The sequence below is a fragment of the Phenylobacterium sp. genome (genome assembly GCF_016124325.1).
Lineage (GTDB): Bacteria > Pseudomonadota > Alphaproteobacteria > Caulobacterales > Caulobacteraceae > Phenylobacterium.
Genome location: NZ_WGNY01000006.1, coordinates 94,812 through 119,657 on the forward strand (window position 1 = coordinate 94,812; position 24,846 = coordinate 119,657).

At 69.1% G+C, this 24,846-nt stretch carries 28 protein-coding genes and 1 tRNA gene; 11 read left to right on the plus strand and 18 right to left on the minus strand.

What is annotated here, in order from left to right; all coding sequences use genetic code 11:
* The 3 genes from GC203_RS02315 to GC203_RS02325 form a co-directional block, all read right to left on the minus strand.
* Nucleotides 1–1,068 carry a PEPxxWA-CTERM sorting domain-containing protein gene (locus GC203_RS02315; RefSeq protein WP_293450926.1) on the minus strand — a complete coding sequence of 356 codons (1,068 nt, stop codon included), beginning with the start codon at nt 1,066–1,068 and terminating at the stop codon, nt 1–3.
* A 296-nt stretch (nt 1,069–1,364) separates the two neighbouring features.
* Entirely contained in the window at nt 1,365–1,889 is a 525-nt protein-coding gene (locus tag GC203_RS02320) for a YdcF family protein (RefSeq protein ID WP_293450928.1), read from the minus strand.
* A gap of 23 nt (nt 1,890–1,912) precedes the next feature.
* Nucleotides 1,913–2,224, minus strand: coding sequence for a hypothetical protein (locus tag GC203_RS02325; RefSeq protein ID WP_293450930.1), 312 nt, complete (start codon nt 2,222–2,224; stop codon nt 1,913–1,915).
* 236 nt (nt 2,225–2,460) lie between these two features.
* Between GC203_RS02325 and GC203_RS02330 the strand changes: the two genes are divergently transcribed.
* The 5 genes from GC203_RS02330 to GC203_RS02350 all read left to right on the plus strand — a co-directional run bounded on the left by GC203_RS02330 (nt 2,461) and on the right by GC203_RS02350 (nt 6,552).
* Nucleotides 2,461–3,588, plus strand: a complete 1,128-nt coding sequence (locus tag GC203_RS02330) for an ABC transporter permease (RefSeq protein WP_293450932.1) — start codon at nt 2,461–2,463, stop codon at nt 3,586–3,588.
* Complete coding sequence (locus GC203_RS02335; protein ID WP_293450934.1) at nt 3,585–4,406, plus strand: ATP-binding cassette domain-containing protein; 822 nt, start codon at nt 3,585–3,587, stop codon at nt 4,404–4,406. Before GC203_RS02330 ends, GC203_RS02335 begins: the two co-directional genes overlap by 4 nt.
* Nucleotides 4,406–5,365, plus strand: coding sequence for an MlaD family protein (locus GC203_RS02340; RefSeq protein WP_293450936.1), 960 nt, complete (start codon nt 4,406–4,408; stop codon nt 5,363–5,365). The genes GC203_RS02335 and GC203_RS02340 overlap by 1 nt, the downstream gene beginning before the upstream one ends.
* Complete coding sequence (locus GC203_RS02345) at nt 5,362–5,988, plus strand: ABC-type transport auxiliary lipoprotein family protein (RefSeq protein WP_293450938.1); 627 nt, start codon at nt 5,362–5,364, stop codon at nt 5,986–5,988. Before GC203_RS02340 ends, GC203_RS02345 begins: the two co-directional genes overlap by 4 nt.
* A 63-nt stretch (nt 5,989–6,051) precedes the next feature.
* Complete coding sequence (locus tag GC203_RS02350; protein WP_293450940.1) at nt 6,052–6,552, plus strand: SRPBCC family protein; 501 nt, start codon at nt 6,052–6,054, stop codon at nt 6,550–6,552.
* On the opposite strand, the gene folD is transcribed toward GC203_RS02350, so the two are convergent.
* From folD to GC203_RS02370, 4 genes are read right to left on the minus strand one after another with little or no spacing between them, the layout of a single operon-like run.
* Entirely contained in the window at nt 6,549–7,442 is an 894-nt protein-coding gene (gene folD, locus GC203_RS02355) for a bifunctional methylenetetrahydrofolate dehydrogenase/methenyltetrahydrofolate cyclohydrolase FolD (RefSeq protein WP_293450942.1), read from the minus strand. The genes GC203_RS02350 and folD overlap by 4 nt on opposite strands.
* 18 nt (nt 7,443–7,460) lie before the next feature.
* Complete coding sequence (locus GC203_RS02360; RefSeq protein ID WP_293450944.1) at nt 7,461–7,919, minus strand: NUDIX domain-containing protein; 459 nt, start codon at nt 7,917–7,919, stop codon at nt 7,461–7,463.
* Entirely contained in the window at nt 7,919–8,926 is a 1,008-nt protein-coding gene (locus GC203_RS02365; protein ID WP_293450946.1) for a S1/P1 Nuclease, read from the minus strand. The genes GC203_RS02360 and GC203_RS02365 overlap by 1 nt, the downstream gene beginning before the upstream one ends.
* Before the next feature lie 41 nt (nt 8,927–8,967).
* Nucleotides 8,968–9,549 (minus strand): glutathione S-transferase family protein, encoded by a 582-nt coding sequence (locus GC203_RS02370; protein ID WP_293450948.1) that lies wholly within the window; start codon nt 9,547–9,549, stop codon nt 8,968–8,970.
* 187 nt (nt 9,550–9,736) lie between these two features.
* On the opposite strand from GC203_RS02370, the gene GC203_RS02375 reads away from it, so the two are divergent.
* Nucleotides 9,737–10,216 carry a 3D domain-containing protein gene (locus tag GC203_RS02375; RefSeq protein ID WP_293450950.1) on the plus strand — a complete coding sequence of 160 codons (480 nt, stop codon included), beginning with the start codon at nt 9,737–9,739 and terminating at the stop codon, nt 10,214–10,216.
* Between the two features lie 82 nt (nt 10,217–10,298).
* On the plus strand, nt 10,299–10,835 hold the full coding sequence (locus GC203_RS02380) for an AAA family ATPase (protein WP_293450952.1): 537 nt from the start codon (nt 10,299–10,301) through the stop codon (nt 10,833–10,835).
* Here the strand turns inward: GC203_RS02380 and GC203_RS02385 are convergent.
* Genes GC203_RS02385 through cobA form a run of 6 tightly spaced genes read right to left on the minus strand, consistent with a single transcriptional unit; the run spans nt 10,832 to nt 15,778 of the window.
* Nucleotides 10,832–11,617 (minus strand): ferredoxin--NADP reductase, encoded by a 786-nt coding sequence (locus tag GC203_RS02385; RefSeq protein WP_366501382.1) that lies wholly within the window; start codon nt 11,615–11,617, stop codon nt 10,832–10,834. The two genes, GC203_RS02380 and GC203_RS02385, sit on opposite strands and share 4 nt — an antisense overlap.
* 59 nt (nt 11,618–11,676) lie before the next feature.
* Nucleotides 11,677–12,423, minus strand: a complete 747-nt coding sequence (locus tag GC203_RS02390; protein WP_293450956.1) for a phosphoadenylyl-sulfate reductase — start codon at nt 12,421–12,423, stop codon at nt 11,677–11,679.
* A complete protein-coding gene (locus tag GC203_RS02395) occupies nt 12,423–12,920 on the minus strand; it encodes a DUF934 domain-containing protein (protein WP_293450958.1) in 498 nt (165 codons plus the stop codon). The genes GC203_RS02390 and GC203_RS02395 overlap by 1 nt, the downstream gene beginning before the upstream one ends.
* Nucleotides 12,904–14,574, minus strand: a complete 1,671-nt coding sequence (locus GC203_RS02400; protein ID WP_293450960.1) for a nitrite/sulfite reductase — start codon at nt 14,572–14,574, stop codon at nt 12,904–12,906. Before GC203_RS02400 ends, GC203_RS02395 begins: the two co-directional genes overlap by 17 nt.
* Nucleotides 14,575–14,579: 5 nt before the next feature.
* Nucleotides 14,580–14,942, minus strand: coding sequence for a DUF2849 domain-containing protein (locus GC203_RS02405; protein WP_293450962.1), 363 nt, complete (start codon nt 14,940–14,942; stop codon nt 14,580–14,582).
* Nucleotides 14,939–15,778 (minus strand): uroporphyrinogen-III C-methyltransferase, encoded by an 840-nt coding sequence (gene cobA, locus GC203_RS02410; RefSeq protein ID WP_293450964.1) that lies wholly within the window; start codon nt 15,776–15,778, stop codon nt 14,939–14,941. The genes GC203_RS02405 and cobA overlap by 4 nt, the downstream gene beginning before the upstream one ends.
* A 189-nt stretch (nt 15,779–15,967) precedes the next feature.
* Here cobA and gcvA point away from each other — a divergent pair, with 189 nt between their 5' ends.
* From gcvA to GC203_RS02425, 3 genes are all read left to right on the plus strand, one after another.
* Entirely contained in the window at nt 15,968–16,924 is a 957-nt protein-coding gene (gene gcvA, locus GC203_RS02415; RefSeq protein ID WP_293450966.1) for a transcriptional regulator GcvA, read from the plus strand.
* Between the two features lie 54 nt (nt 16,925–16,978).
* Nucleotides 16,979–17,599 (plus strand): hypothetical protein, encoded by a 621-nt coding sequence (locus GC203_RS02420; RefSeq protein WP_293450968.1) that lies wholly within the window; start codon nt 16,979–16,981, stop codon nt 17,597–17,599.
* Between the two features lie 112 nt (nt 17,600–17,711).
* Nucleotides 17,712–17,987 (plus strand): hypothetical protein, encoded by a 276-nt coding sequence (locus GC203_RS02425; RefSeq protein ID WP_293450970.1) that lies wholly within the window; start codon nt 17,712–17,714, stop codon nt 17,985–17,987.
* A gap of 123 nt (nt 17,988–18,110) precedes the next feature.
* Here the strand turns inward: GC203_RS02425 and GC203_RS02430 are convergent, their stop codons facing one another.
* The 4 genes from GC203_RS02430 to GC203_RS02445 form a co-directional block, all read right to left on the minus strand.
* On the minus strand, nt 18,111–18,428 hold the full coding sequence (locus GC203_RS02430; RefSeq protein ID WP_293450972.1) for an Hpt domain-containing protein: 318 nt from the start codon (nt 18,426–18,428) through the stop codon (nt 18,111–18,113).
* A gap of 118 nt (nt 18,429–18,546) precedes the next feature.
* Nucleotides 18,547–21,147: a TonB-dependent receptor gene (locus tag GC203_RS02435; RefSeq protein ID WP_293450974.1), complete on the minus strand. Its 2,601-nt coding sequence runs from the start codon at nt 21,145–21,147 to the stop codon at nt 18,547–18,549.
* Between the two features lie 220 nt (nt 21,148–21,367).
* Nucleotides 21,368–21,443, minus strand: a tRNA-Lys gene (locus GC203_RS02440).
* 154 nt (nt 21,444–21,597) lie between these two features.
* Nucleotides 21,598–22,260 (minus strand): PEPxxWA-CTERM sorting domain-containing protein, encoded by a 663-nt coding sequence (locus GC203_RS02445; protein ID WP_293450976.1) that lies wholly within the window; start codon nt 22,258–22,260, stop codon nt 21,598–21,600.
* 231 nt (nt 22,261–22,491) lie between these two features.
* On the opposite strand from GC203_RS02445, the gene GC203_RS02450 reads away from it, so the two are divergent.
* Nucleotides 22,492–23,223 (plus strand): LuxR family transcriptional regulator, encoded by a 732-nt coding sequence (locus tag GC203_RS02450; protein WP_293450978.1) that lies wholly within the window; start codon nt 22,492–22,494, stop codon nt 23,221–23,223.
* 17 nt (nt 23,224–23,240) lie between these two features.
* On the opposite strand, the gene GC203_RS02455 is transcribed toward GC203_RS02450, so the two are convergent.
* On the minus strand, nt 23,241–24,818 hold the full coding sequence (locus GC203_RS02455; protein ID WP_293450980.1) for a caspase family protein: 1,578 nt from the start codon (nt 24,816–24,818) through the stop codon (nt 23,241–23,243).
* Between the last annotated feature and the right edge of the window lie 28 nt (nt 24,819–24,846).

The following is a 24,846-nucleotide window of genomic DNA, read 5'->3' on the forward strand; positions in this document are numbered from 1 at the left end:
TCAGGCGTGGGCGGGCGCCCGCCGACGCCTCAGCGCCGCCCCGAGGGATCCGAAGCCCAACAGCATCAGCGCCCAGGTCGCAGGCTCGGGCACGGCGCCGCTCGCGATCCGGAAAGGCTGGAACTGAACTGGGTCGAACACGATGCCCGTGATCCCTGGAGTCTGGTTGTACAGCTGGAAGCTACGCTTCGCGCCGTAGCTTACAACCGACTCCACGCCGCCGCCACGCCCAATGGGGTCTCCGAAGGCGGAATAGGTGACGAGGCAGGTGGTCGGGTTGATGCAGCCGACGTGGCTCTCGCTGAACACCGTGGCCGTGTAGGTCAGCGTGCGGATTTCGGTCGGCTCCACGATCGACTGGAGGGCCACCTCGAAATCGGTGGCGTCCCAGGCGTAGCCGAGCGCCGAATTGCTGTTCAGCGGCGTGACCCGGGTGAAGCCGTTGAGGAATTCGCTGGCGGCGGCGAGGCCGGAGTCGTCGATCACCACCTCGCCGTCGATGTAGCTCATCGTCAGCATGCCGGAGAGGCTGAAGAGCTGGTTGTCGCCGTCGTAGATCGTGAAATCGAAGCCCGACAGCGCGAACGGCTGGCCGTCAGCGTAACCCGCCGCCGGCACGAGGTCGGAGAAGCTGTAGGCGCCGAGCGTCTCCGGGCAGCCGGTGTAGACGTTGCCGCCACAGCCGCCGCTGCGATCCTGAAGGTAGAAGCCGAGGCCCGCCGGAATGATCGTCGACTCGAGGACCGGCGTGTAGGCCTCGCCCGTGTCGTTCAGATAGTAGACGTCGACGCTGCTGGTCGCGCTGGTGGCCGAGGAGGGCCCGGCGTTCGCCGCGCCGCTTTCGAAGCTCACATAGTCGGGCGTGACATCGACCTGCGTCTCGAAGGTCGTGCCGCTGCCCGTGTTGACATGCGTCATCGTGTTCGACCAAAGGCCGTCGAACGTCGCGGACGAGCCATCCAGGTTGAAACTGACGGAGCCGCCGCCCGTCGCATTCACGAGCTGAGCATGGGCGGATGTTGCGCACAGCAGCGCGCTCGACGCGATAACCAAACCCCAGCGGCCCATGGCCTATCCCCCAACGTTCGCGCGGCCGAAGTCCGGCCAAGCTTCGACTACCCGAGCGTAGTCATCGCAGAAGCTATCACACGGCCAGGAGGCGGCGATGCGATTCGTGTGTGAGTTGAGCGATACTTCTCAGCTGGTTTGCGGACGTCATCAGCGCCAATGAACGCCCACCACTAGTTCAGAGGTAATATTCAGTCGTTTGCGCCGACGATTTCATTTTCTCGCGCGTCGATCTATTCGCCAGAAATGCGCATAATAGGGGAATTTTACCCCGCGCGGGCGTCGGCGCAACCGAGTCACAGATCCGCGGTCCGCCGCGACATGAGATGCCCACGGCGCGCCATTGCGATGGCCAGGTCGTACGGCAGCGCCGCGCATTCCCGCAGTCCCATCCGCACGCGATGACCGAGGCTGGCCGCATAGGGACCCGTCGGGCGCGGACCGGTCCGCGACCTCGCCCCGAGCGCCGACAGCGTCACGCGGATGCGGGGCACGTGATAGGCGTCGCTGCACACGAGGACCATCGCCGCGCGCTCACGCGCCAGGCGCGCCACCGCCACGACGCTCTGGAGGGTGTCGAGGCTGACCTCGTCCAGGATCAGGCGGTCGGGCGCGATGTCGCGGCGCGTCAGCACCTGGGCCATGACCGACGCCTCGGAGGGACCGTAGCGCCCCACGCCGCCCGAGCAGAAGATCTGGGCGTCCGGATGGAGGCGCGCGGCCTCGAAGCCGGCGTGGATGCGCCTCAGCAGCGCCGCCGACGGCCGTCCGCTCGGGCCCACGGCGGCGCCGAAGATCGCGATGAGCGGCGGCGCGTCCACGCGGCGAGCATGGGCGCGACCGTTCAGCCGTTCAATGGCGGGTGATAGTGTTCGATGAGGTCCTGGCGCTCGGCCTCGCGCACGGCGCGGGTGACGTTGAGGCGCGTGAGGACCGTGGCGGCGTTGTATCGGCGCCGGGCACGGTCGAGATCGGCGCGCCAGGTCTGGTTGGCGAGATTGTCGGTTTCGCCGGCGAAGATGATGTTGGCGCCCTCCTCCGAGAGTTCGGCGATCACATAGTTCGCCCCGGCAGGCGGCAGGAAGCGCTCCTCGTCGATCGCTGCGTAGCGGTAGTGTGCGCCGGACGCCCCGGCGAGATCGATCTTGCGGGTCACGCGTCTTCAACTCCTACGCAAGCGAGTTTGATCCAAGGGGGGGCCATGGTTAGGCGGCGGAGTGGGACCAAAACTTGGCCGAGCTGGGCCTTAGGCCCCGACGGGCGCTGAAGCCACCGAAACCGCCCCGGCAGACGCCTCGGGGACGGCGGTCCCGGAGGGCGCCGGAGCCCGAGGATGAACAATCTCGGCCGCCAAGGCTGGACAGCCGCGCCGTGGGCCGGGACAACCCTCCTATGGAGACGCCCGCCGACTTCCATCTCGAGTCCGTGGAGGAGCGCCCGAAAGCGACTCTCAGCGGCGATTGGACGACCGACCGACTGGGGGACGCCGGCGCGGCGCTCGCCCGGGCGCTGGCGGACCGCTCGGACATCGACCTCGATCTGAGCGGGGTCGAGCGGATGGACACCTTCGGCGCCTACGCCGTGGTGCGCGCCGTCGGCCCGTCGTTCAACGCCGATAGGGTCAGCGGTCGGCCCGAATCGCGGCGCCTGCTCCAGCTGGTCGACCAGGCCGTGAGGGTCGAACCCGTCGTTCGCCGGGAGCCGCGAGGCTTCCACGAGCTGATGATCCGCATCGGCCGCAATGTGATGGCCCTGGGCTACGAGTTCATCGACACCATGGCCTTCCTCGGCCACCTGCTGGTGGTCACGGTCCAGACGGCCTTCAAGCTCGTGACCTCCCCCCGCCGGGTTCGCTGGGCGCCGATCGTCGGCCAAATGGAACGCGCCGGCCTGGACGCGATCCCCATCGTCGCCGTCACCACCTTCTTCATCGGCGCCGTCGTCGCGCTGCTCGGCGTCAACATGCTGCGCCAGTTCGGCGCCGAGGTGTTCGTCGTCGAGCTGATCGGCGTGGCGGTGCTGCGCGAGTTCAACATCGTTATCACGGCCGTGCTGCTGGCCGGCCGGTCGGCCTCGGCGTTCGCCGCGGAACTCGGCTCGATGAAGATGAACCAGGAGGTCGACGCCATGCAGGTGATGGGCGTCGACCCCTTCGAAGCGCTGGTGCTGCCGCGGTTCGCGGCCCTCGTGATCACGATCCCGCTGCTCACCTTCGTGGCCACGCTGGCGGGCCTGTTCGGCGGGCTGATGGTGACCTGGACCACCCTGGGCCTCGGCCCGGCCTTCTTCCTGCAACGGATCCTCGACAACGTGGGGCCGAACCACTTCTACATCGCCCTTTCGAAGGCGCCTGTGATGGCCGCCGTAGTCGCGAGCATCGGATGCCGGCAAGGCCTGCTGGTCGGCGGCGACGTCGAGTCGCTCGGACGACGGGTCACCGCCGCGGTGGTGCACGCCATCTTCGCGATCATCATGCTCGATGCCGCGTTCGCCCTGCTCTACATGGAACTCGACCTGTGAGGCGGCGGGGACGCACCGTCGCAACCGCCGAGCCCGATCGCGATGGTCCGGCCATCGAGGTCAGCGGCCTGTGCACGGCGTTCGGCGACCACGTCGTGCACGACAACCTCGACTTGAATGTGCGCCGCGGCGAGGTGTTGGGGGTCGTGGGCGGCTCCGGTTCGGGCAAGTCGGTGCTGCTCAACACGATCATCGGGCTGCGCCGGCCCCAGGCCGGGACCGTGAAGGTCTTCGGACACGAGTTGCAGACGACCTCGCGGCGCGGCTGGAGCGAACTGGAGCGCGCATGGGGCGTACTCTTCCAGAGCGGGGCCCTGTTCTCGAACCTGACGGTGCGCGAGAACGTGGCGGCGCCCATGTACGAACATAGCGCGTTGTCGCGGCAGGAGATCGAGGAACTGGCCGATATCAAGATCGCCATGGTCGGACTGCGGTCGGACGCCGGCTCGCTGAAGCCCGCCGAGCTGTCTGGCGGCATGAAGAAGCGGGCCGGGCTGGCGCGCGCGCTGGCGCTGGACCCGGAACTCCTTTTCCTGGACGAACCCACATCGGGTCTCGACCCCATCGGCGCGGGCGCGTTCGACGAGCTGATCCGCGACCTTTCCGACAGCCTGAGCCTGACGGTGTTCATGATCACCCACGACCTCGACAGCCTCTACGCCATCACCGACCGCGTCGCGGTGCTGGCCGACCACAGGGTGGTGGCCACCGCACCGGTCCACGAGCTGGAGAGTTCGGACCATCCCTGGATCCGCGAGTATTTCCTGGGTCCGCGCGGACGCGCCGCGCGCGCCGCCGAAGCCCGGACCAAGTCCTGATGGAAAAGAACGCCAACTACGCCCTGGTCGGGCTCTCGACCCTGATCCTGACGGTCGCCGCCGTCCTGTTCGTCATCTGGCTGGCGCGTCTGTCCTTCGCCCGGGACTTCGACCTCTACGACATCGTCTTCGAGGGCCCGGTGCGCGGCCTCAACGAGGGCGGCGAGGTCCATTTCAACGGGATCAAGGTGGGCGAGGTCACCAAGATCGCCCTCGACAAGTCGAACCCTAACAACGTGATCGCCCGGGTTCGGGTGACCGAGGACGTGCCGATCCGCACGGACTCCTACGCGACGCTGGAGCCCCAGGGGATCACGGGCCTGAACTACATCCAGATCACCGCGGGGACGTCGAGCAAGCAGCTGCTGAAGGACTATACCGCCGCCCACTGCGAGCGGCTGAGCGGCGGCTGCATCCCCATCGTGCACAGCCAGCGCAGCACCATCTCCGACCTGCTGGCCGGCGGCGGGACCGTGCTCACGCGCACGATCGAGGCGCTCGACCGGGTTAACCGGGTCCTGTCGGACAAGAACATCAAGACCTTCTCCGCGTCCCTGGCCGATATCCAGTCGGTCACCGCCGAGCTGCGGGAGCGCAAGGCGATCATCGCCGACGCCCAGAGCGCGGTGCAGCGGATCGATGAGGCGTCGAAGGAGATCGCCGAGCTGTCGCGCACGACCCGCGAAGTCATGAACGGCGACGGCCGTCGGGCGGTGAAGAATCTGGCCGACGCCGCCGACGAGGCCCGCGCCACGGCCGCGGACGCCCGGGCCATGATCGACCAGCTCCAGGGGCCCACCGCCGACTTCGCCACCAACGGCCTGCCGCAGATCACGGCGGCCGTGATCCAGCTTCAGAGCGCGGCCGAGGCGCTGGAGCGTCTCGTCAACGAGGTCCAGGCCAGCCCCACGGGCGCGCTAGGCCGCGGCCAGTCCGAGGAAATGAAGGTGCACCAATGACGCGTCCGTCCGCCCTCCTCCGCCTCGCGCTGGCCGCCGCGGCGGCCGTGGTTCTGTCGGGCTGCGTTTCACTGCTGCCGAAGGCGAAGCCGGTCCACCTCTACCGGTTCGGCGCCGACGCCGCCGCGCCGGCCGACGCGACGACGGGGTCGGTCGGCGTGCTCCGCGCCAATGGCAGCTTCCAGCGCGAAGCGGCGGGCGACCGGCTGCTCACCGTCACCGACGGCAAGGTCGCCTACGTGGCCGAGACACGATGGGCGGCGCCGGCGGCGGCGCTCTGGGACGAGGCCGTGGCGGGCGCGTTCGACGCCGATCCCGGACCGACGCGCCTGATCGCGCGCGGCGAGCGGGGGGCCCCCGACTACGCCCTGCGCCTGGACGTGCGCGCCTTCGAGACGCGGTACGACCATGGCCCCAAGGCCGCGCCGACCGTCGTCGTGCGCGTGCGCGCCGTACTCACGCGCAACAGCGACCGCAGCCTGGTGGCCGAGAAGATCTTCGAGGCGCGCGCCGAGGCTGCGCGGAATCGCGTCCGGGCCATCGTGCCGGCCTACGACCGCGCCGTCGCCGAGGTGCTGGACGGCCTCGTGGCCTGGACCAACGCGCAAGTGACTCCCGCTTGAGCCACATCAAGGACCAGGCCTCGGCGCTGCGTCCAAATCCATCCTCGAACGGAGGGTGGAACGATGGACATCGATGTTGCGGACCTGGCCCGGATCACGCGGACCGAGGCTGGCTATCGCTGCGAGTTCGGCCGTGACTTCGACCACGCGCCGCAGGTGATCTGGGCGGCGCTGACCGAACCGGCGAAGCTGGCGCAGTGGCTCGCGCCCGGGACGATCGAACAGCGGATCGGCGGCCGCGCGCGGCTCGACTTCCAGGACAGCGGCATCGTGATCGATTCCGACGTCAGCCTGTGCGAGCCCGACCATCTGCTGGAATACGGCTGGAGCGGGCCCGGCGAGCCGGACCGGCGCCTCACCTGGACGCTGACGGCGCTGCAGGACGGCTGCCGCCTTTCGCTGGTGCTGCGGCTGCCCGACGGCGACGACGTGGCCCGCAGCTGCGCCGGATGGGACGCCCACCTCGACATGCTGGCGGCGACCCTGGAAGGCGTCTCGGTGAAGTTCCCGTTCGAAGTCTTCAAGGCCGCGCGGGAGGCCTACAAGGCCCGTTTGGCAGCCTAGGCTTCGAGCCCCGCCTGCCGCTTGGCGGCGGTGAGCGTGTTCTGCAGCAGGCAGACCACCGTCATGGGGCCGACGCCCTTGGGCACCGGGGTGATGGCGCCGGCCACCTCGAGCGCTTCCTTGTAGTTCACGTCGCCCACGATCTTGGTCTTGCCGGCGGCCGCCTTCTCGGGATTGTCGAAGGGCACGCGGTTGATGCCCACGTCGATGACCGTCGCGCCGGGCTTGATCCAGTCGCCCCGGATCATCCGGGGCCGGCCCACGGCGGCCACCAGGATGTCGGCCGTGCGGCAGACCGCCGGCAGGTCGCGCGTCTTGGAATGGGCGATCGTGACGGTGCAGTCGGCGGCCAGCAGCAGCTGGGCGATGGGCTTGCCCACCAGCAGCGAGCGGCCGACCACGACCGCGTTGAGGCCGGCCAAGTCGCCCAGGGTGGCGCGCAGCAGGACCATGCAGCCCACCGGCGTGCAGGCCGTGAGCGCCGGCAGGCCGGCGACTAGGCGCCCGGCGTTGATCACATGCAGGCCGTCGACGTCCTTGTCGGGATCGATGGCGGAGACCACCGCCTTCTCGTCAAGGTGCTTCGGCAACGGCAGCTGGACGAGGATGCCGTGGATCAGCGGGTCGGCGTTGAGGTCCGCGACGAGCCGGAGCAGTTCGTCCTGCTGGGTGTCGGCCGGCAGCCGATGGGTGACCGAGTGCATGCCGGCGGCCAGCGACTGCTCCCCCTTCGACTTCACGTAGGACTGGGAGGCCGGATCGTCGCCCACCAGCACGACGGCCAGTCCTGGCTGCAGATCGTGGTCGGCGCGCAGGCGCGCGACCTCGGCGGTGACTTCGGCCCGCAGCCGCTCGGCCACGGGCGCGCCCTCGATGATTCTGGCCGTCATGGCCGGGCTGCTAGCGCTTCAGGGCCCCGCGCGCAATCTCAGCCATGCGGCGACCGCCCATGCATGCGACTCCCGATCGAGCCGAACGAGCGCCGATTGCGGCTCCATCCAGGTCAGGGTGTGGTCGTCCTCGATCTTCAGGGCGGGGTCCTCGGCGAGGACGCGGCCCGAGAAGAACGCGCCCCGGCTGTTGCGCACGACGCCGTCGCTGTGGAGGTAGTAGTGGTCGGCGCGGACGAACGGTTCGGCGTCGAGCGCCACCGCGAGCCCCGCCTCTTCCCCGCACTCGCGGATCGCCGCCTGGATCTCGCTCTCGCCGGGATCGACGCCACCGCCGGGCAGGTCGAGCACCAGGCCCCACTGGCGCGGCACCTCCACGAGCGCGATCAGCCCGTCCCGTTCGATCACGGCGAAGGCGACCGGGCGGTCCGGATGGGCGACACCCGGCTGCGGCTTGCCGAACTGAGGCCCCGCCATCAGTCGATCCCGTAGAGCGCCGGGTAGGGATCGACCTTGCCGGCGATCACGTCCTTCACCGCCACCGGCTTCCAGCCCACCGAGCGGTCAAGGCTGGCCTGCCACGCCTCGACGATCAGGTCGCGCAGCTCCGAAGCGCCGGCCGCCATCCGCTCGACCGCGAACTGGGTCCCGCGCGGATCGCCGGCCGCCAGGCCGCCCGCCTTCTCCATCTCGTAGAACGGGATCACGTAGCCCGACGTGGTGGTGAGGTAGGCGGCCACCTGCTGGTCGATGGGATCGCTGGAGACGTGCAGCGGCGCGAGCTTCGCCGTCACGGCCTGGGGCGTGACCGTGTCGCGCACGAGGTCGCTCTCGAAGGGGCCATGCACCCGGGCGGTCGTGTAGCCGTTGGGGTTCGGATAGTCGCCCCAGCCGTTGTAGTGGTCGGTGACGTGCAGCGGCTGGCTGCCGTCGCCGACGAAGTGGGACAGCTCGCCGATCCCCTTCAGGATCAGGGCCTCGCGGCGCACGCGATCCTGGACGAACCAGGCGCGGTTGGCCTTCCACTTCGGGTTCGCCTCGGCGGCCTTCAGCACACGCCAGTAGGCGAGATCGGTGGTGAGCTGCTGCCAGCGGTCGACGATCGAATACGGCAGGTAGCCGGCCTTCCACTGGTCGAGCCCCGCCGCGCGCAGCTGGGCTTCGTAGTCGGCGCGGGTGGCGGCCAGCGGGACCATCGGTGGGCCGCCCAGCACCTTGCCGGCGTCGTCCAGGTCGATGAAATGGCCGGGATCGCGGTCGGCGTCGTGCAGCTTGCCCGAGCCCTTGGAGCGGTCGGGCTCGCGGGACAGTTCGCCCACGTCCCGGGCGGCCTGCGGGGTGCGCAGGAACGCCGGCAGGTCCTTCGGCAGGGCCCGGATGGCCACTTCGCCGATAATGCGGTGACCGGAAGATCCCCAGGCCAGGAGCGAACTGGGAACGGCGGCGAGGGCCACGGCGACGGCGATGGCGGGGAGACGCTTCATGCCCCCGGTTTGAGCGCGCGGCCGGCCGAACGCAAGCCGCCTCAGGCGATGCCGAGCGCCTGCTCCACCCGCGCCACCCAGGCGCGCACGGCGGGATAGGCCTCCAGCCCGAAGCCGCCCTCGTGGCTCACACGCGTGTAGGCCACCAGCGCCACGTCGGCGAGGCTGACGCGGTCGCCGACGAGGAACGGCGTTTGCCCCAGTTGCAGCTCCAGCCGCGCCAGGGCCGCCGCGCCGCGCTCCAGGATGCGGGGCTCCAACTCCGCGACCGCCTTGCCGAGATACTTCACCTGGAAGCGCGCGACGGCGATGTAGGGCTCGTGGCTGTACTGCTCCCAGAACATCCACTCCAGCATCCGGCCCCGGTCGTAGGCGTCCGCCGGGATCAGCGCCGATCCCTCGGCGAGATGGAAGATGATCGCGTTCGACTGGGCCAGCGGGCGGCCATCGTCGAGGATGACCGCGGGCACCTGTCCCGCCGGATTCATCGCCAGAAAATCGGCCGTGCGGGATTGGCTCTGGAGGACGTCGGTTTCGATCCACTCGTAGCCGCGGCCCAGAAAATCGGCCGTCCACTTCACCTTCAGGCAGTTGCCCGAGATGCTGTCCCCATAGATTTTCATGCGCCGGCTCCCTGGTTCCGGGGGTGGCCTGTGCCGACATTCCCGAGAGCGCGCAAGCGACAGGCTCTAACTCCGGATGTTAGGGAAACTAACCGCCCTTGCGGAGGCGTCGCTGAAGGGTTGCTCTGGCGTGGCGGGATGGCTAGGAGTCGCGCCACCAGATCAACGACGAAGGAGGACGCCGTCCATGCGACGCCGCCTCGCCGCCCTGGCGCTGATTTCCACCCTGGTCGCCGCGCCGAACGCGCAGGCGGAGACCAAGGATCCGGTGGGCGACATGATCGCGTCGCTGCTGTCGGGCGCATTGCCTGGCGCCGGCGTCTTCAATCTGAAGGCCACGCTCTATCACGCGGGCGTCAAGGGCGTGAACTCGCTGGACAGCCTGGGCTGCCGCGTCGTGCCGATGCGGACGCTCGCCGTCGACCGCAAGGTGATCCCGCGCCACACTGTCCTGTTCATCAAGGAGACGGTGGGCCTGCAAATGCCGGATGGCAGCCCTCACGACGGCTACTGGTACGCCTCGGACGTGGGCGGCGCGATCAAGGGCGAGCGTGTCGACCTCTACACCGGCAATGGCGCCGCCTCGATGAAGCCGCTCATGAAGCTGAACCTGTCGAAGGTGACCGCCGTGAAGGTCGGCCGCTTCGAGGGCTGCCCGCCGCCGTAGGCCGCCCAACCGGCCGCGAATCTCCCCGACCGTCTCTCGAACGCCGCGCCGCGGCGCGGTTTCGCTTGGCTGGGGAGAGCCCATGATCGTCCACAAGCCCAACTTCCACGTCTTCACCGGCGGCCCCGGCGTGGGGAAGACCACCCTGCTCCGCCACCTGGCCTCTCGGGGCGAACGCGTCGTCCAAGAGAACGCCCGCGCCGTGATCCGCGAGGAGGCGGCGTCTGGCGGCGGCGGCACGCCCTGGCAGGACAATCGACGCTTCTGCGACCTGACCACCGCCCGCGACTTGGCCGACTTCGACCGCCTGGCCGGCGAGACCGGGCGGGTCTTCTTCGACCGCGGGATCATGGACATGTGGGGAGCCAACGGGACGCCGCCCTCCCCCGCCCTGCAAGAGGCCGTGCGCACGCGCCGCTACAACAGCCGGGTGTTCGTCTTCCCGCCCTGGCGCGAAATCTACGGGACCGACGCCGAGCGGCGCCAGGACTGGGCCGAGGCCGAAGCGACCTTCAAGCGGATCGTGCGGATGCTGGCCGAACTCGACTACGAGCCGGTCGTCGTGCCGAAAGCCGCCATTCAGGATCGCGCCGCGTTCGTGCTGGCGCGAGTCGCCTAGGTCTCGACGAACGCCCGCTCGAGCACGAAGTCGCCCGGCTGGCTGACCGAACCCTCGACATAGCCCATGTCCAGAAGCTGCTGCTTCAGGTCGGCCAGCACCGAGGGGCCGCCGCAGAGCATCACCCGGTCGACCGCGGGGTCGAAGGGCGGGTTGCCCAGGTCGCGGAACAGCTGGCCCGAGGCGATCAGGTCGGTGATGCGCCCCTGGGTGCGGAACGGCTCGCGCGTGACGGTCGGGTAGTAGCGCAGCTTGTCGCCGATCAGTTCGCCGAGAATCTCGTCGCCCGGCAGCTCCTTCTCGAAGAGCTCGGCGTAGTTCAGGTCGGCCACCTCGCGCACGGTGTGGGTGACGACCACCTGCTCGAAGCGATCATAGACCTCCGGATCGCGGGCCAGCGACAGCCAGGGCGCCAGCCCCGTGCCGGTGCCCAGCATGTAGAGGCGCTTGCCGGGCTTCAGGCCATCCAGCACCAGCGTGCCGGTCGGCTTGCGGCCGATCAGCACCTGGTCGCCCACCTTCAGGTGCTGCAAGCGCGAGGTCAGCGGGCCGTCGGGCACCTTGATCGAGTAGAACTCGAGCTCCTCGTGCCAGGACGGCGAGGCGATGGAATAGGCGCGCACCAGCGGCTTGCCGTCCTCCTTCATCAGCCCGACCATCACGAATTGGCCGCTCTGGAAGCGGAAGCCCGGATCGCGGGTCGTGCGGAACGAGAACAGGGTGTCGGTCCAGTGGTGGACCCAGGTCACGGTCTCGACGAAGAAGGCGCCGGACGCCTTCATCTCGCCGGGGGCCTTGGGAGCCGGCGGGGCCAAAGTCACATCGTTCATCCCGAAAAACCTTAGATGTCGCCGCCGACGTTGTTCGGCGTCCCCGGCGCACGCGCCACATGGATACCGCACTCGGTCTTGTCCATCCCTTTCCAGCGGCCGGCGCGGACATCTTCGCCGTCCTCCACGGGATGGGTGCACGGCCAGCAGCCGATTGAGGGGAAGCCCTGAGCCACCAGCGGATGGGCCGGAAGGTCGTGCTCGGCGGCGTAGGCGTCGAGGTCGGCCTTGTCCCAGTTGGCCAGGGGATTGAACTTCACCTTGCCGTCGGCGTGCTCGACCACCGGCAGGTTCATACGATCGCCGCCATGGAAGCGCTTGCGGCCGGTGATCCAGGCCTCGAAGTCCGCGAGGGCGCGGTCGAGCGGCAGCACCTTGCGGATATGGCAGCAGGCGTCGGTGTCGCTCTGCCACAGCTTCGCTTCAGGATCGCTGACGGCCAGGTCGTTGAACGCCGGCCGCAGGTCGCGCACGCCGGTCAGGCCGAGCCGGTCGGCGAGGCTCTTGCGGTAGTCGAGCGTCTGGCCGAACAGCATGCCGGTGTCGAGGAACAGCACCGGGATGTCGGGCTTCACCTGGGCGGCGAGGTGCAGCAGCACCGCCGATTCCGCCCCGAACGACGACACCAGCGCCAGCCGGTCGCCGAAGCTCTCGACCGCCGCTTCCAGGATGGTCCGCGGATGGGCGCGCCGCAGCTCCGCATCGAGGCGGCTCGCCGAGGCGCCCGCCCGGTCAAATGTGTCGTAAGCCAAACTCATCACTCCCGCTCCAGAAAGGCCGGAGTCCGGCCGTCAGCGGCCCTTTGGTAGACATGGCGGTAGCGGCCGAGCGCGGCCTGCCACTCATTGGCGCTGGCCGCGTCGGCCGGCTCGAAGGCGTCGAAGCCACAGCGCAGCATGAAGAAGGCCTGCTCGCGCAGCACCTCACCCACGGCGCGGACCTGGCCCTTGAAGCCGAACCGTTCGCGCAGCAGGCGCGCGTTGGTGTAGGCGCGACCGTCGCGGTACTTGGGGAATTCCAGCGCCACCACCGAGATACGGGGCAGGTCGTAGGCCAGCGCCTCGACCTCCTCGTCACTGCGGAGGCGCACGCCCACGCGCCGGCCTTCGGAGAGCAGCGCGTCGCCCTCGGTCTCGAAGCGCGCCAGCGACAGGATCACATCGCCCGCGGCCAGATCCTCGTCGTCGGCGACGTGGGTGAAGCCGTCGTCCGCCGTGCGCGCGAGGCTATCGGTCAGCTCAATGAGCGTCGGCATAGACGGCCTCCTTGAAGGGCGCGACGCCCGTGCGGCGGAAGGTGTCGAGGAAGCGCTCGCCGTCCTTGCGTTCGCGCAGATAGACCTCAACCAGGGTGTCGACGGCGCCGGCCACGCGGTCGTACGGCAGCGCCGGGCCCAGGATGGTCCCGAGCGAGGCGTCCTCGGCGCCCGAGCCGCCCAGCGTGAGCTGGTAGAACTCCTCACCCTTCTTATCGACGCCCAGGATGCCGATGTGGCCCACGTGGTGGTGGCCGCAGGCGTTGATGCAGCCGCTGATCTTGATCTTCAGCTCGCCCACTTCCTCCGCGCGGTCGGGATCGGCGAAGGTCTCGGCGATGTGCTGGGCGATCGGGATCGCCCGCGCATTGGCCAGCGCGCAGTAGTCCAGCCCCGGGCAGGCGATGATGTCGCTGACCAGGTTGATGTTGGGCGTCGCCAGCCCGGCCGCGTCGAGCGCCGCCCAGACCACGGGCAGGTCGTCGAGCTTCACATGCGGCAGGACCAGGTTCTGCTCGTGGGTCACCCGGATGTCGCCCAGGCCGTAGCGCTCGGCGACGTCGGCGACGACCTCCATCTGCTCGGCCGTGGCGTCGCCTGGGGTCTCGCCGATCGCCTTCAGGCTGACCTCGACGATGGCGTAGCCGGGGATCTTGTGCGGCTTGACGTTGTTGCGGACGAAGCGGGCGAAGGCGGGATCGCCGGCCCTGGCCGTCTCGAAAGCCTCGGACCGGGCCGGAAGCGTCTCGAAGCCGGTCGCCGCGAAGGCCGCGCGGATGCGCGCCAGCTCGGTGTCGGGCAGGTCGGCGCCCCCCTCTCCCGCATCTTGGCCGATCCGCTCCCACTCGGCCTCGACCTGCCGGCCGAACTCCTCGACGCCCAGGGCCGAGACCAGGATCTTGATGCGGGCCTTGTAGATGTTGTCGCGGCGACCGTGGCGATTGTACACGCGCAGGATCGCCTCGAGGTACGAGACCAGCCGGTTCGCGGGCAGGAACTCGCGCACCGTCGGGCCGATGTAGGGCGTGCGGCCCATGCCGCCGCCGACGATCACCTCGAAGCCCAGCGCCCCGGCGCGGTCGCGCTTCAGCACGAGGCCGATGTCGTGGACGCGCGCGGCCGTGCGGTCCTTCGGCGCTCCGGTGACCGCAATCTTGAACTTGCGCGGCAGGAACGAGAATTCGGGATGGAACGTCGACCACTGGCGGATGGCCTCGGCCCAGACCCGCGGATCGTCGATCTCCTCGGCCGTGGCGCCCGCATAGGGGTCCGTCGTGGTGTTGCGGATGCAGTTCCCGGACGTCTGGATGGCGTGCATGTCCACCTTGGCCAGCTCGTCCAGAATGTCGGGCGTGTCCTTCAGCTTGATCCAGTGGAACTGGATGTTCGTGCGCGTCGTGAAGTGGCCGTAGCCCTTGTCGTAGGTGCGCGCGATCCAGGCCAGCTTGCGCAGCTGGGCCGGGTTCATCGAGCCGTAGGGCACGGCCACCCGCAGCATGTAGGCGTGGAGCTGAAGGTAGAGCCCGTTCATCAGCCGCAGCGTCTTGAACTGGTCTTCCGAAAGCTCGCCCGCGAGGCGGCGCGCCACCTGGCCGCGGAACTCGGCGGAGCGATCCGCCAGCATCTGCCTGTCGAGGGAATCGTACTCGTACATCGGGCCTACTTCCGCTTGATCAGGTTCACGCGCCCGGTGGAGCGCGCCGCCCCGTGGGCGTGCTGCAGCGCCTGGACGACCGCGCCGCCCTCGGCCTGCTTGCCGTGGTGGAGATGGTTGGTGGGGCCCAGCGCACGGATGCGCTCGCGATAGCTGAGCGGCGCCCACAGGCCCTCGGACTCCACGAGGTCGATCAGATAGGCGTCGATCACCACCGTGGGCTGGCTGCGCCCGGCGGCCTCCGCTTCGGCGGCGTCCGGATCGTCGTCGGCCCAGAGCTCGGCGTCGGCGAAGCGCTCGACCCACTGGCCGGACTTCCAGAAGACGACGTCGCCGTCGGACAGGCGGTTGGCGGTGAGCGCCTTCATGCGCGGGCCTCGCGGATCAGGGTTTCGACGTCGGCGCGGCCTTCGCCGGCCTGGGCGAGCGCCATGGCCTCGCCGACGATCAGCAGGGCCGGGCCGCTGAGCGCGGCGGCCGCATCGGGAAGGCCGGCCAGGGTGGTCACGATGCGGCGTTCGTCGGGCCGGCTGGCGTTCTCAACCAGCAGGGCGGGCGTCGCGCCATCGCGGCCGGCGGCCAGCAGGCGCGCGGCGATCGGGGCGGCCATCGACAGACCCATGTAGATCACGACCGTCTGGTTGGGCCGCGCCAGGCTGTCCCAGTCGAGGTTGGGCTCGCCGCCCTTGGCCGCGTGGCCCGTGACGAAGGTGACGGCCTGGGCCGAGCCCCGGTGGGTGAGCGGCGCGCCCGCCGAGGCGCCGGCGGCCAGGGCCGCGGTGACGCCCGGCACGATCAGGCATTCGACGCCGGCCTCGCGGCAGGCTTCCAGCTCCTCGCCGCCACGGCCGAAGATGAAGGGATCGCCGCCCTTCAGGCGCACGACCTCCAGGCCTTCCAACGCGAAGGCCGTCAGCATGCGGTTGATCTCGTCCTGGCTGTAGGAATGACGCGACTTGCGCTTGGCCACCGAGATGCGCCGGGCCGAAGCGGGCGCCAGCGCCAGGATCTCGTCCGAAACCAGTCCGTCGTGAACCACCACCTCGGCGGCCTCGAGCGCCTTGAGAGCCTTGATCGTCAGGAGTTCGGGATCACCGGGCCCCGCGCCGACCAGCCAGACCCGCCCCGGGCCACGCCCGCCGCGGCGGGCGCCCAGCACGACGAGGCGGTCGGCCTGTCCTGTCCTGTCTCGGCGATGGCCCATCTTTAGCTTCTCTAACGACGCGCCGGCCCTGCGCTGGCTCCTGAATCATGGCGGGGCGGACCCGAGGCCCGCCCCGCCGACGGCCTGCCGATGAAAAGGGCCGATACATCAGCGGGCGCTTGCAATAAGTGCGTCGAGGGCCCAATTCGCAACCCAAGGACTTCTGCCCGGGGTTTCAGGAATTCTCCAATGGAGCGCACGCCACAGCGACGCCGGCTGCCGCCGCTCAATGCGCTTAGGGCCTTCGAGGCGGCCGCGCGCCACCTCAACTTCAGCCGGGCCGCCGACGAACTGGCGGTGACGCCCGGCGCGGTCAGCCAGCAGATCCAGAACCTCGAGGACTACGTCGGCGCGGCGCTGTTCAAACGCACGCCGAAGGGCCTGTTGCTCACCGATGCGGCCCAGACGGCGCTGCCGGCCCTGCGCGAGGCCTTCGACCGGCTGGCCGAGGCCGCGAGCCTGCTCACCGCGGCGGTCGACGGGCGACGCCTCACCATCACCGCCCCGCCTTCGTTCGCCGCCAAATGGCTGGTGCCGCGGCTGGGCGCCTTCGAGCGCGCGCACCCTCAGGTGGACGTGTGGCTGCAGGCCGGAATGGAGCTCGTGGACCTCAACGCCGGCGAGGTGGACCTCGCCATCCGCTATGGCGCGGGCCGCTATCCGGGACTGGAGGTGCGCCGGATCGTCAGCGAGATGGTGATTCCCGTGCTCAGCCCCGACCTCCTGAAGGAGGTCCCGCTCGAAAAGCCCGAAGACCTCGTCAAGCACACGCTGCTGCACGACGGTTCGCCCGAGATCGACGACAGCTGCCCGGACTGGTCCATGTGGCTGCAGGCCCGCGGCCTGCGCGGCGTCGACGGCCAGCGGGGCCCGCGCTTCAACCAGTCGAGCCTGGTGATCGAGGCGGCCATGAACGGGCGCGGCGTGGCCCTGGCCAAGCGCACGCTGGCCCAGGCGGACCTGGAGGCCGGGCGGCTTGTGGCGCCCTTGCCCATCGCCACGGCGGTCGACTTCGCCTATTACCTCGTCCACCCCAAGGCCAAGGGGCGACTGCCGCAGGTGAAGGCCTTCATCGGCTGGATCGAGGCGGAGGCCCAGGCCCACGAGGCCGCCATGCGAGCCATCGACAATGGGGCTGGAATCTAGTTGGCGGCGCCTGCGCGATTGGGGGGCCGGCGTCTGAGGATCGCAGGAGGTCTCGTGGCGGCGCTTATTGCCGTGAGTTCGGCCGCCGCCGGAGCGGACGCACCCTCTTCCCCCTACATCCAGCGCCTTCGCTGGCAGGCCCAGCTCCAGACCCTGAACGCCGACCTGTTGAGCCACGACAGTGCGACCGCGGTGCTGCAGGCGCTGTGCGACCGGCGCGATCCGTCCGCGCCGCGCATCCGCGCGCGGCACGTCACGGTGGCCGACGATCCCGACCAAGCCGCCGCCGTGCGGCGCGAACTGGGGGCCGCCGCCAACGCGACCGTGAAGCACCGGCGGGTGGAACTCACCTGTGGTCCGGTCGTCCTGTCGCGGGCCGACAACTGGTATCTGCCCGACAGGCTCACGGCGGCGATGAACGAAACGCTCGATTCGACCGATACGCCGTTCGGCGTCGTGGCCCGGCCGCTCCGGTTCCAGCGCCGGACCTTGTCGGCCAGGCTGCTCTTCGAGCCCCTCCCCGCCGGATGGGAGGCGCAAGCGCCGGCCCGATTCGAGGCGCCGGTCGCGCCGCCGCCGGAGGTGCTGCAGCACCGGGCCGTCCTCCAGACGCCCGATGGCCGGCCCTTCAGCCTGCTGATCGAAACCTACAGCGACCAGGTCCTCGCACCCTAGCCGGACCCCCTGACGCGCGACCTGCGCGAGTCGTTTCACCTGAGGCGTGCAAGCGGTGCCGCAGCCTTTCGTGTTGCGATATGGTCAATGCGTAAGGTGTGGGGAACGCGGGATGGAAACGGAGCTGGCGAAGGCTGTCGCCAAGGCTCAGGCGATGGCGTTGATCAATCAGCGCCTGCTGAGCTGCCTCTACGAGATCGTGCTGCGTGACCATCCGCGAGCGGATGCGAAGCTGCGAGCCGTCTCCGAGGAAATCGTGCGCTTCGCCGAGGACACGGACAACGAAGTCGCCACGGCGAACCTCTGCCATTTGACGGACGCCTTCCTGGGCGAGGTGAAGGCGCGGGTCGACCTGCAACGCGCGCCTGACGGCAGCCGCCTTCGCTAGAGCCTTTCCCGTTCGGATGGAAACATTCGAACGGGACAAAAGGTCTCTAGATCAAAGGCTTGAGCGCGACCTGGCCGCAAGGCCGCATTCCACTTCTACGGATCGCGCTCCGGGGCGCCGGCCTCAGCCGCCTCCGATCCGCGTCAGATAGCCCTCGACAGCCGCGTCGGCGTCGGCCAGCGCTGACTGCACCTGCGGGGCCAGCGCCGGATCTCCATGTTCGGCGCGCTCGCAGAGATCGGCCAGCGCCGTCGCGCCGATGCCACGGGCGGACCCCTTGATCGTGTGGACGAGGTCGCGCCAGCCGTCGCCTGGATTCGCCAGCGCCGCGCGCCAGCCCTCCGCTTGCATGCGGAAGAGGCCCAGCACCTCGCTGACGACCTGCAGGTCGCCAGCGGCGTAGGCCTCCAGATATTCGAAATCGACCGCCTGTTCGGCCATGGCCCACCCTGCGAAGCGTCCCGCCCGCGCCGGCGGCCGAATCCGCCGGAGCGCCGCATGGGACGGAGCCTTCATAGGGGCGCGCCGGTCGGACGGCCAGCGCGCCGCCTTGATGCGTCTAGGGCAGGACCAGGCGCAGGCCGAACTTGCCGGTCCAGGAATACTCCTCGAACTGCAGCAGGCGGTCGGCGCGGGGCCCTCGCTGATAGGCGACGTAGGGTTCGTTCCCCAGGTTCACCAGCTCGCCGTAGACCTGCAGCCGCTGGGTGACCTGGTACTTGGCGGTGATGTCCCACTGCAGGTGCGACTTCACATAGCGGTCGGTCTCGGCGCTGCCGCCCAGTTCGTCGAGGTACTTGTCGCGATAGTTCGCGGCGACCCGCAGGCTGACCGGTCCCTTCTCGTAGCCCAGCATGGCGTTGAAGGTGTTCTTTGACGACGCCGGCAGCGGGATGCTCCGGCCGACGATCTTCCCGGTGGCGTCGGTGTAGGTGTAGTTCAGGCCCACCAGCAGGCCGTCGAAGGGCGCGGGCAGTTCGGTGAGGCTCTGCTGGTAGCTGATCTCGACGCCCTTGGCCGTCGCCGTGTCGCCGTTCAGCGGGATCAGCGCCTCGTCGAACGCCACGCCGTTGAACACGCCGCTGTAGGGCGCGTCGGCCGCTTCGAAATCGGCGTGCACGACGAAGTTCTTGATCTTCTTGTAGAACACACCGGCCTGCACCACCGCGTTGGGCGCGAAATACCACTCGGCCGAGAGGTCGAAGTTCCACGCGCGATAGGGCTTCAGGTCGGGGTTGCCGAATTCGCCTTCACGGTCGCCATCGTCGTTCTCGTCGACCAGGAACCGCGGGGCGATGTCGCCGACGGGCGGGCGCACCACGCTGCGGAACACGGCCCCGCGCAGCAGCACGCCTTCCGCGGCGCTGTAGCGGAGGTTCAGGCTGGGCAGGACGTCGGTGTAGGTCTGGGAGAAGCTATTCGGGGTGACGAAGACCGTGTCGTCGGCCACGGGCTGGCCGCTGTGGGTCCCGCCACCGGCCACCGTCTCCACCAGGTTGCCCTTCACGTCGTCCTTGGTGTGCTCGATGCGGACGCCGCCGATCGCGCTCAGCGGGCCCTGGTCGTAGCGGCCCAGCAGGTAGCCGGCGTAGATGTCCTCGCCCACGTCGTAGAACGCCGAGGCGGCCTCGAACGCCGTGTCCACGGCGTTGAGCTCGAAGTTGGCGAGATTGGCGGTGTTGAACGCGCGCACCAGCGCCAGGTCGGGCAACGGACCGAGTTGGGCCAGGTCGTACGACTGGCCTCCGGCGACGTCGGCCAGGGTGTAGCTGCCGTTGTAGCCGTCGTAGACATTGTTGCTGAGGTCGTAGGTTTTGGAGCGCGTCCGCGCCTTGCCGCCGAACTTGATCTGCAGCCTGGCGCCGTCGTCGAACATCATCTCGTAGGCGGCGTTGCCCTGGACGGTCCACTGCTTGTCCTTGGACAGGCCGTTCTTGTCTTCCCGGGCGGTGAACACGTACTTCGACGGATCGAGGAAAGCCGTCTCGCCCGCGAGGATCGCGTATTTCGTCGTATGCAGGTCGGTGTAGTCGAAGCTCACCGCCAGCTGGCCGGCCTTCTTGAAGTCCTGCTGGAAGCGCGTCGGGTCCTGGGTGTTGAACTCGTGCTCCTCGGCCTCCGAGTAGGCGACCTTGTAGTCGAAGGTCCAGTCGCCCGCGACGGTGTCGCCGCCGACCTGATAGGTCTGGATTTTCTGGCCCTCGAAGCGGTCCTTCAGGTCGCGGCGGATGCGGATTCTCCCGCCGTCGGACAGGAAGGTGGCGTGGTTGGCGTCGCCGCTCGCCGGCTCCCCGCTGAGCTGGAACGTGAGACGGCCGCGCTTCTCGGTGTCGTCGAACTGGCTGTACAGCGCCCGGGCGTAGAGCGTGGTGGCGTCGGACGCCTTGAAGTCGAACGAGAGCGAGCCGCCCAGCCGCTTACGCGTGACGTCGTAGTCGCGGTATTCCAGCGTGTCGGCGTAGACGATCCCGCCGCTGGTCTCGCTCCAGCCGTCCATCTCGGTGTTGTCGGTCGAAGTCTTGCGCCGGTTGTACGAGAAGCCGCCGGCGATGCCGAAGCGGTCGCTCACCGGCAGCACGAAGTCCACGCCGGCCTTGGGCGAAACGACGTGGTTGAGGTTGTTGTAGGAGCCCTCGGCCGACAGCGCGAGGAAGGGCTCCTTCCGATCGAAGCCCTTGGTCGTCTCGATTTCGATGGACGCGCCGATGGTGTCGGCGTCCATGTCGGGCGTCAGGGTCTTCTTGATGGTGATCGACGAGACCAGCTCGGACGGGATCACGTCGAGGGCCACGGCGCGGGTGTCGGCTTCGGGCGACGGGGCCCGCACGCCGTCGATGGAGGCCGCGTTCAGCGTCGGATCGAGGCCGCGGACGGCGATGAAGCGGCCCTCGCCCTGGTCGTCCAGCACATTGACGCCCGGCAGGCGCCGCACGGCCTCGGCGACGTTCTGGTCGGGAAACTGCCCGATGGCGTCTCGCGTCAGAACGCTGTCGACCGTGTCGGACGCCCGCTGACGCGCGATGGATGAGGCCATCATCGCCCTCTGCCCGACCACGACGACTTCAGAGACGGCGTCGTCGGCCGCCTGGGCCGCGGCCCCGTAGAGCGCCGCGCTCGCGGCCGTTGCGCCCAGCAAGGCGCGCTTCCAGTTCCGGTCCATGGCTTGCCCCCGCAAACACTGTTCAGGTGCGGCGGAGTGGCAGGGACGCGTGACAGCGGGATCGCATTGCGGTGAAGCTTTTGCGATCCGCCGGTCTCCGTCCGGCTGTGATGCCGTGAAGACACGCCAGCGCTCGAACGCCGGGAATCCCCTCGGTCAAGGCGCGCGCGGCTGCGGCGCGCCTAGCGCGCCGTGGAGGCTGAAATCGTCTGGAGAAGAATGGTGGGTGTACAAGGATTCGAACCTTGGACCCGCTGATTAAGAGTCAGCTGCTCTACCAACTGAGCTATACACCCGTCCCGGCTCCGGGCCCGCGAGGGCCCGGCGGCGAGGGCGCGGAAAATACGCAAAATCGCGCCCATTGCAAGGCGCGTCTTGGAGCGCGGCGAAATGCGCCTGCGGCGGGCGGGCGACACGGGCCCGCCCACCGCAGGGACTACGCGGATGACCTCAGGCCATCGCGCAGCTGGTGGCGCGGCGGCGGCGCAAGACAGCGCCCGCGCCGACGAAGCCCAGGATCATGAGCGCCCACGCGTCAGGCTCCGGAACCCCGCCGACGCTCGTCGTGTACGAATAGCCGGCGCCGGCGTCCGACCCCGCTGAGAACGACACCAGGCTGAAGGTGTCGACCGATCCGAAGAGCCCGCCGAGGTCGGTGACCGCATCGGAGAAATTGAAGATCAGGTCGGAGGCGTTCTCGATCGCCAGCTCGCTCGATTCCGAACTGCTCAGAGTGAGCAGCGCGCCGATGAGGCTGCTCTCGTCGAAGCCGCTGAAGATGTCCGCAAAGTCGAGGCCGCCGGTGACGATTCCCGATGCGAAGCTGTCGTTGAACGCCAGCACGAGGTGGTTGGCGGGCTCTTCGTCCTGGGAGCCTAGGGTGCTGACGCCCAGAAAATAGGTGCCCGTGATCGGATCCAGCTTCACGAAGGGATCGGTGATCAGCGTTTCGGGCGCTAAGACGTCGAAGCTGTTGGTCGTGCCGCCTCCGGTTTCCGTCTTCTGGTAGAGGACGATGGAGGAAATGTCGTAAGCCGGCCGAACGAGGTAGTTCTGGTAGTAGCTGGCGGCCGACGCCGAACCAGCGGTTCCAAACAGGCTCGCGACGGCCAACGCAGCCGCCGCCGCCACCCCTCCGAACCGCCTACGCGGTTCAAAGAACGAATTCATGATCCTACTCCGTCAACTGCTGCGGGACGCCGCGCCTCACGCGCAGCCGAACGGAGAGAATTCTGAGGAATTCCGAGGCGCCTGACGCCTCTCGAATCCGGGAGGTTGACCCCTTCCGCTTATCGAAGGGCCCGGGCCTTGCTACCGTTGCGGTAAATTCGGGGGGGCTGTGCCGTGTTGACGCGCGCGCTCGATTTCGTCGCTCCAGCGTTTTCGGCCGACACGGCGGAGGCGGCGAGCGATGCGTTCTTCGCCAGCCTGGCCGATCTGGGCGCGTCCTATCTGCAGACCCGCATCTACCAGCTGCCGGTCTCGGCGCTGACGTCAGCCAGCCACTTCGCCGCGGGCGGGGTGGTGCGCCGCATCGCGCCGGAGACCTGGCGGGCAGGCGCGGCGGCCTTCGACTACGTCTGCTTCGAGAACAACCCGCTGCTGGAGCCCATCCGCGGCGGACAGACCCGCTACCGGTTCAGCGACTTCGCGCCCCGGGAGGACGCTCGCTTCGGCGCCTATTGGGAAGCGATGGGCGAGGCCGGGATCGGCGACGCGCTCTGCGCCACCTCCTACGGCCGCTATCGGACGGTGACGTCCTTGCACCTGGGTTTCCGCGAGCCCGACTTCGCGCCGGACGAGGCCCTGGCGATCCAGCTCTCGGGCCTCATGCTCACCGAACGGCTGATGGAGTTCGCCGCTCCGCCCGGCGACGAGCACGAGGTGCGGCTGACCGCCCGTGAACGCGACGTGGCTGCGTGGGTGGCCGAGGGCAAGTCGGACTGGGAGATCTCGGTGATCCTGGGCGTGTCGGAGAGCACCGTGCGCTTCCACATGGACAACGCGCGCCGCAAGCTGGGCGCCGTGAACCGCGTGCAGGCCGTGGCCCGCCTGGCCGCCGCCCGGCTGCTCTGAGGCCTCCCCTCGCCCGATCAGGGGCCGGTGTAGAGCTCGCCCAGCGACATGGCCGCACGGCCCTTCGCCTGATCCAGCTCGTCGCGGACGGCGCCCGACGCGACCAGGGGCTGGCGCTTGCCGTCGATCCGGCCCAGCGCGCCGCGCAGCAGCTTGGGTTCGGTCGGGGTGGCGATAGCGACGACGTTGTCCACGCCGAACGGACGCGCGGCCTTGGTCCGGGCCAGCACCACGCGCGCCTTGCCGGCGGCCATCCGCCCGTCGCCGTCGCCATCCAGCGGATAGAGCATCTGCACGGTGCCGTCGCCGGCCAGGTTGAAGGCCGTGAGATAGGCGGCCTCCCCTTCATGGACCACGACAAGGTCGACGTTCTCGCCGTTCTTGTAGAGCTGGCCCGCTGGGCGGGGGCCGATCTGCACCTTGATCACCCGCTCGTTCGCCGAGCCCGAGAGATCGCTGATCGCCTGGCGCTTCTCGATCACGCCGGTCAGTTGCTCGGCGCTGGTCAGGCCTTCGGCCACTCGGTCGCCGCGGGAGTCCTTCACCCAGCCCTCTTCGGCCGACCAGGTGAGATCGGGGGTCCCGCGCGGGATCGAGGCCCAGGGGCCTCGCCCGGCCAGGGCGTCGGCGGCCTTGTCGTCGGCGGCCTTCACCTCCACGGGCCGATCGTCCGGCGGCGGCGGCTTCAGCGGCTGGAAGACGACGGTGCGTTCATTGGCGGGCGGCACGTCGGCGCTGGACCACTGCTGGGTGCTCGACAGTTCGCGCGTCCGTGTCTCCAGGCTGGAGGTCATCTCCGCCAGCGACAGCCTACCGTCGTCGTTCTGGTCGGCCGTCAGGTGGCCGTTGGGCCGCCGCTCGGTGAGCACGCCCTCCAGCGCATAGGTCAGGAGGCCCCGGTTCGGCGAGTCGCCCCGCGGCAGCGGCCCTTCGAGCGCGAACTGGTCGTCCTGGGCGGCGCCCACATAGACAAGGTTGGGCGGATCGCCGGCGGAAGGCGCCACGGCCATCGGGTCGGGCGGCGCGGGCGGCAGGGAGATGGCCAGGGGATTGTCCAGCGTGCGGCGCTTGAACACGCTGCCCGTGACGGCTCGGTTCATGGTTCCCGAGTGACAGGCGTCGGCGATCTGCAGGACGTTCACGCTGGTCGGGAAGAAGTTCATCAGCCAGCCGTGCAGATCGTTGTCGAGCACGAACTGCTCTGGGTCCGGCTTGGTGACGCTGAACTTGGCGAGCGGCAGGAATTCGTCGAGGCCGTCGGTCTCGGTCGGATCCGTCGACTTCGCCTGCGCGCCATGGCCGGCGTAGTAGAAGATCACCCAGTCGCCCGGCTTGGCGCGCTTGCCCAGATCGTGCAGCGCTGCGCGGATGGTGGTGCGCGTGGCCTGTCCATCGGTGAGCGAGACGATGTCCTTCGCGCCCTGCTCGACCAACAGGGTCTTCAGCGCCGCCGCGTCGTTGGGCGTGCCCTCAAGCGTGGGGATCGGGTCCTGGTACTTCGAGACCGCCACGATCAGCGCCCGGATTTCGGCGTGGGCGGGGACCGCGGCGGCGGTCAGGACTGCGGCGGCCAGACCGGCGAGCGCGCGACGCATGGATCCTCCAGGCAACATATTCGGTCCC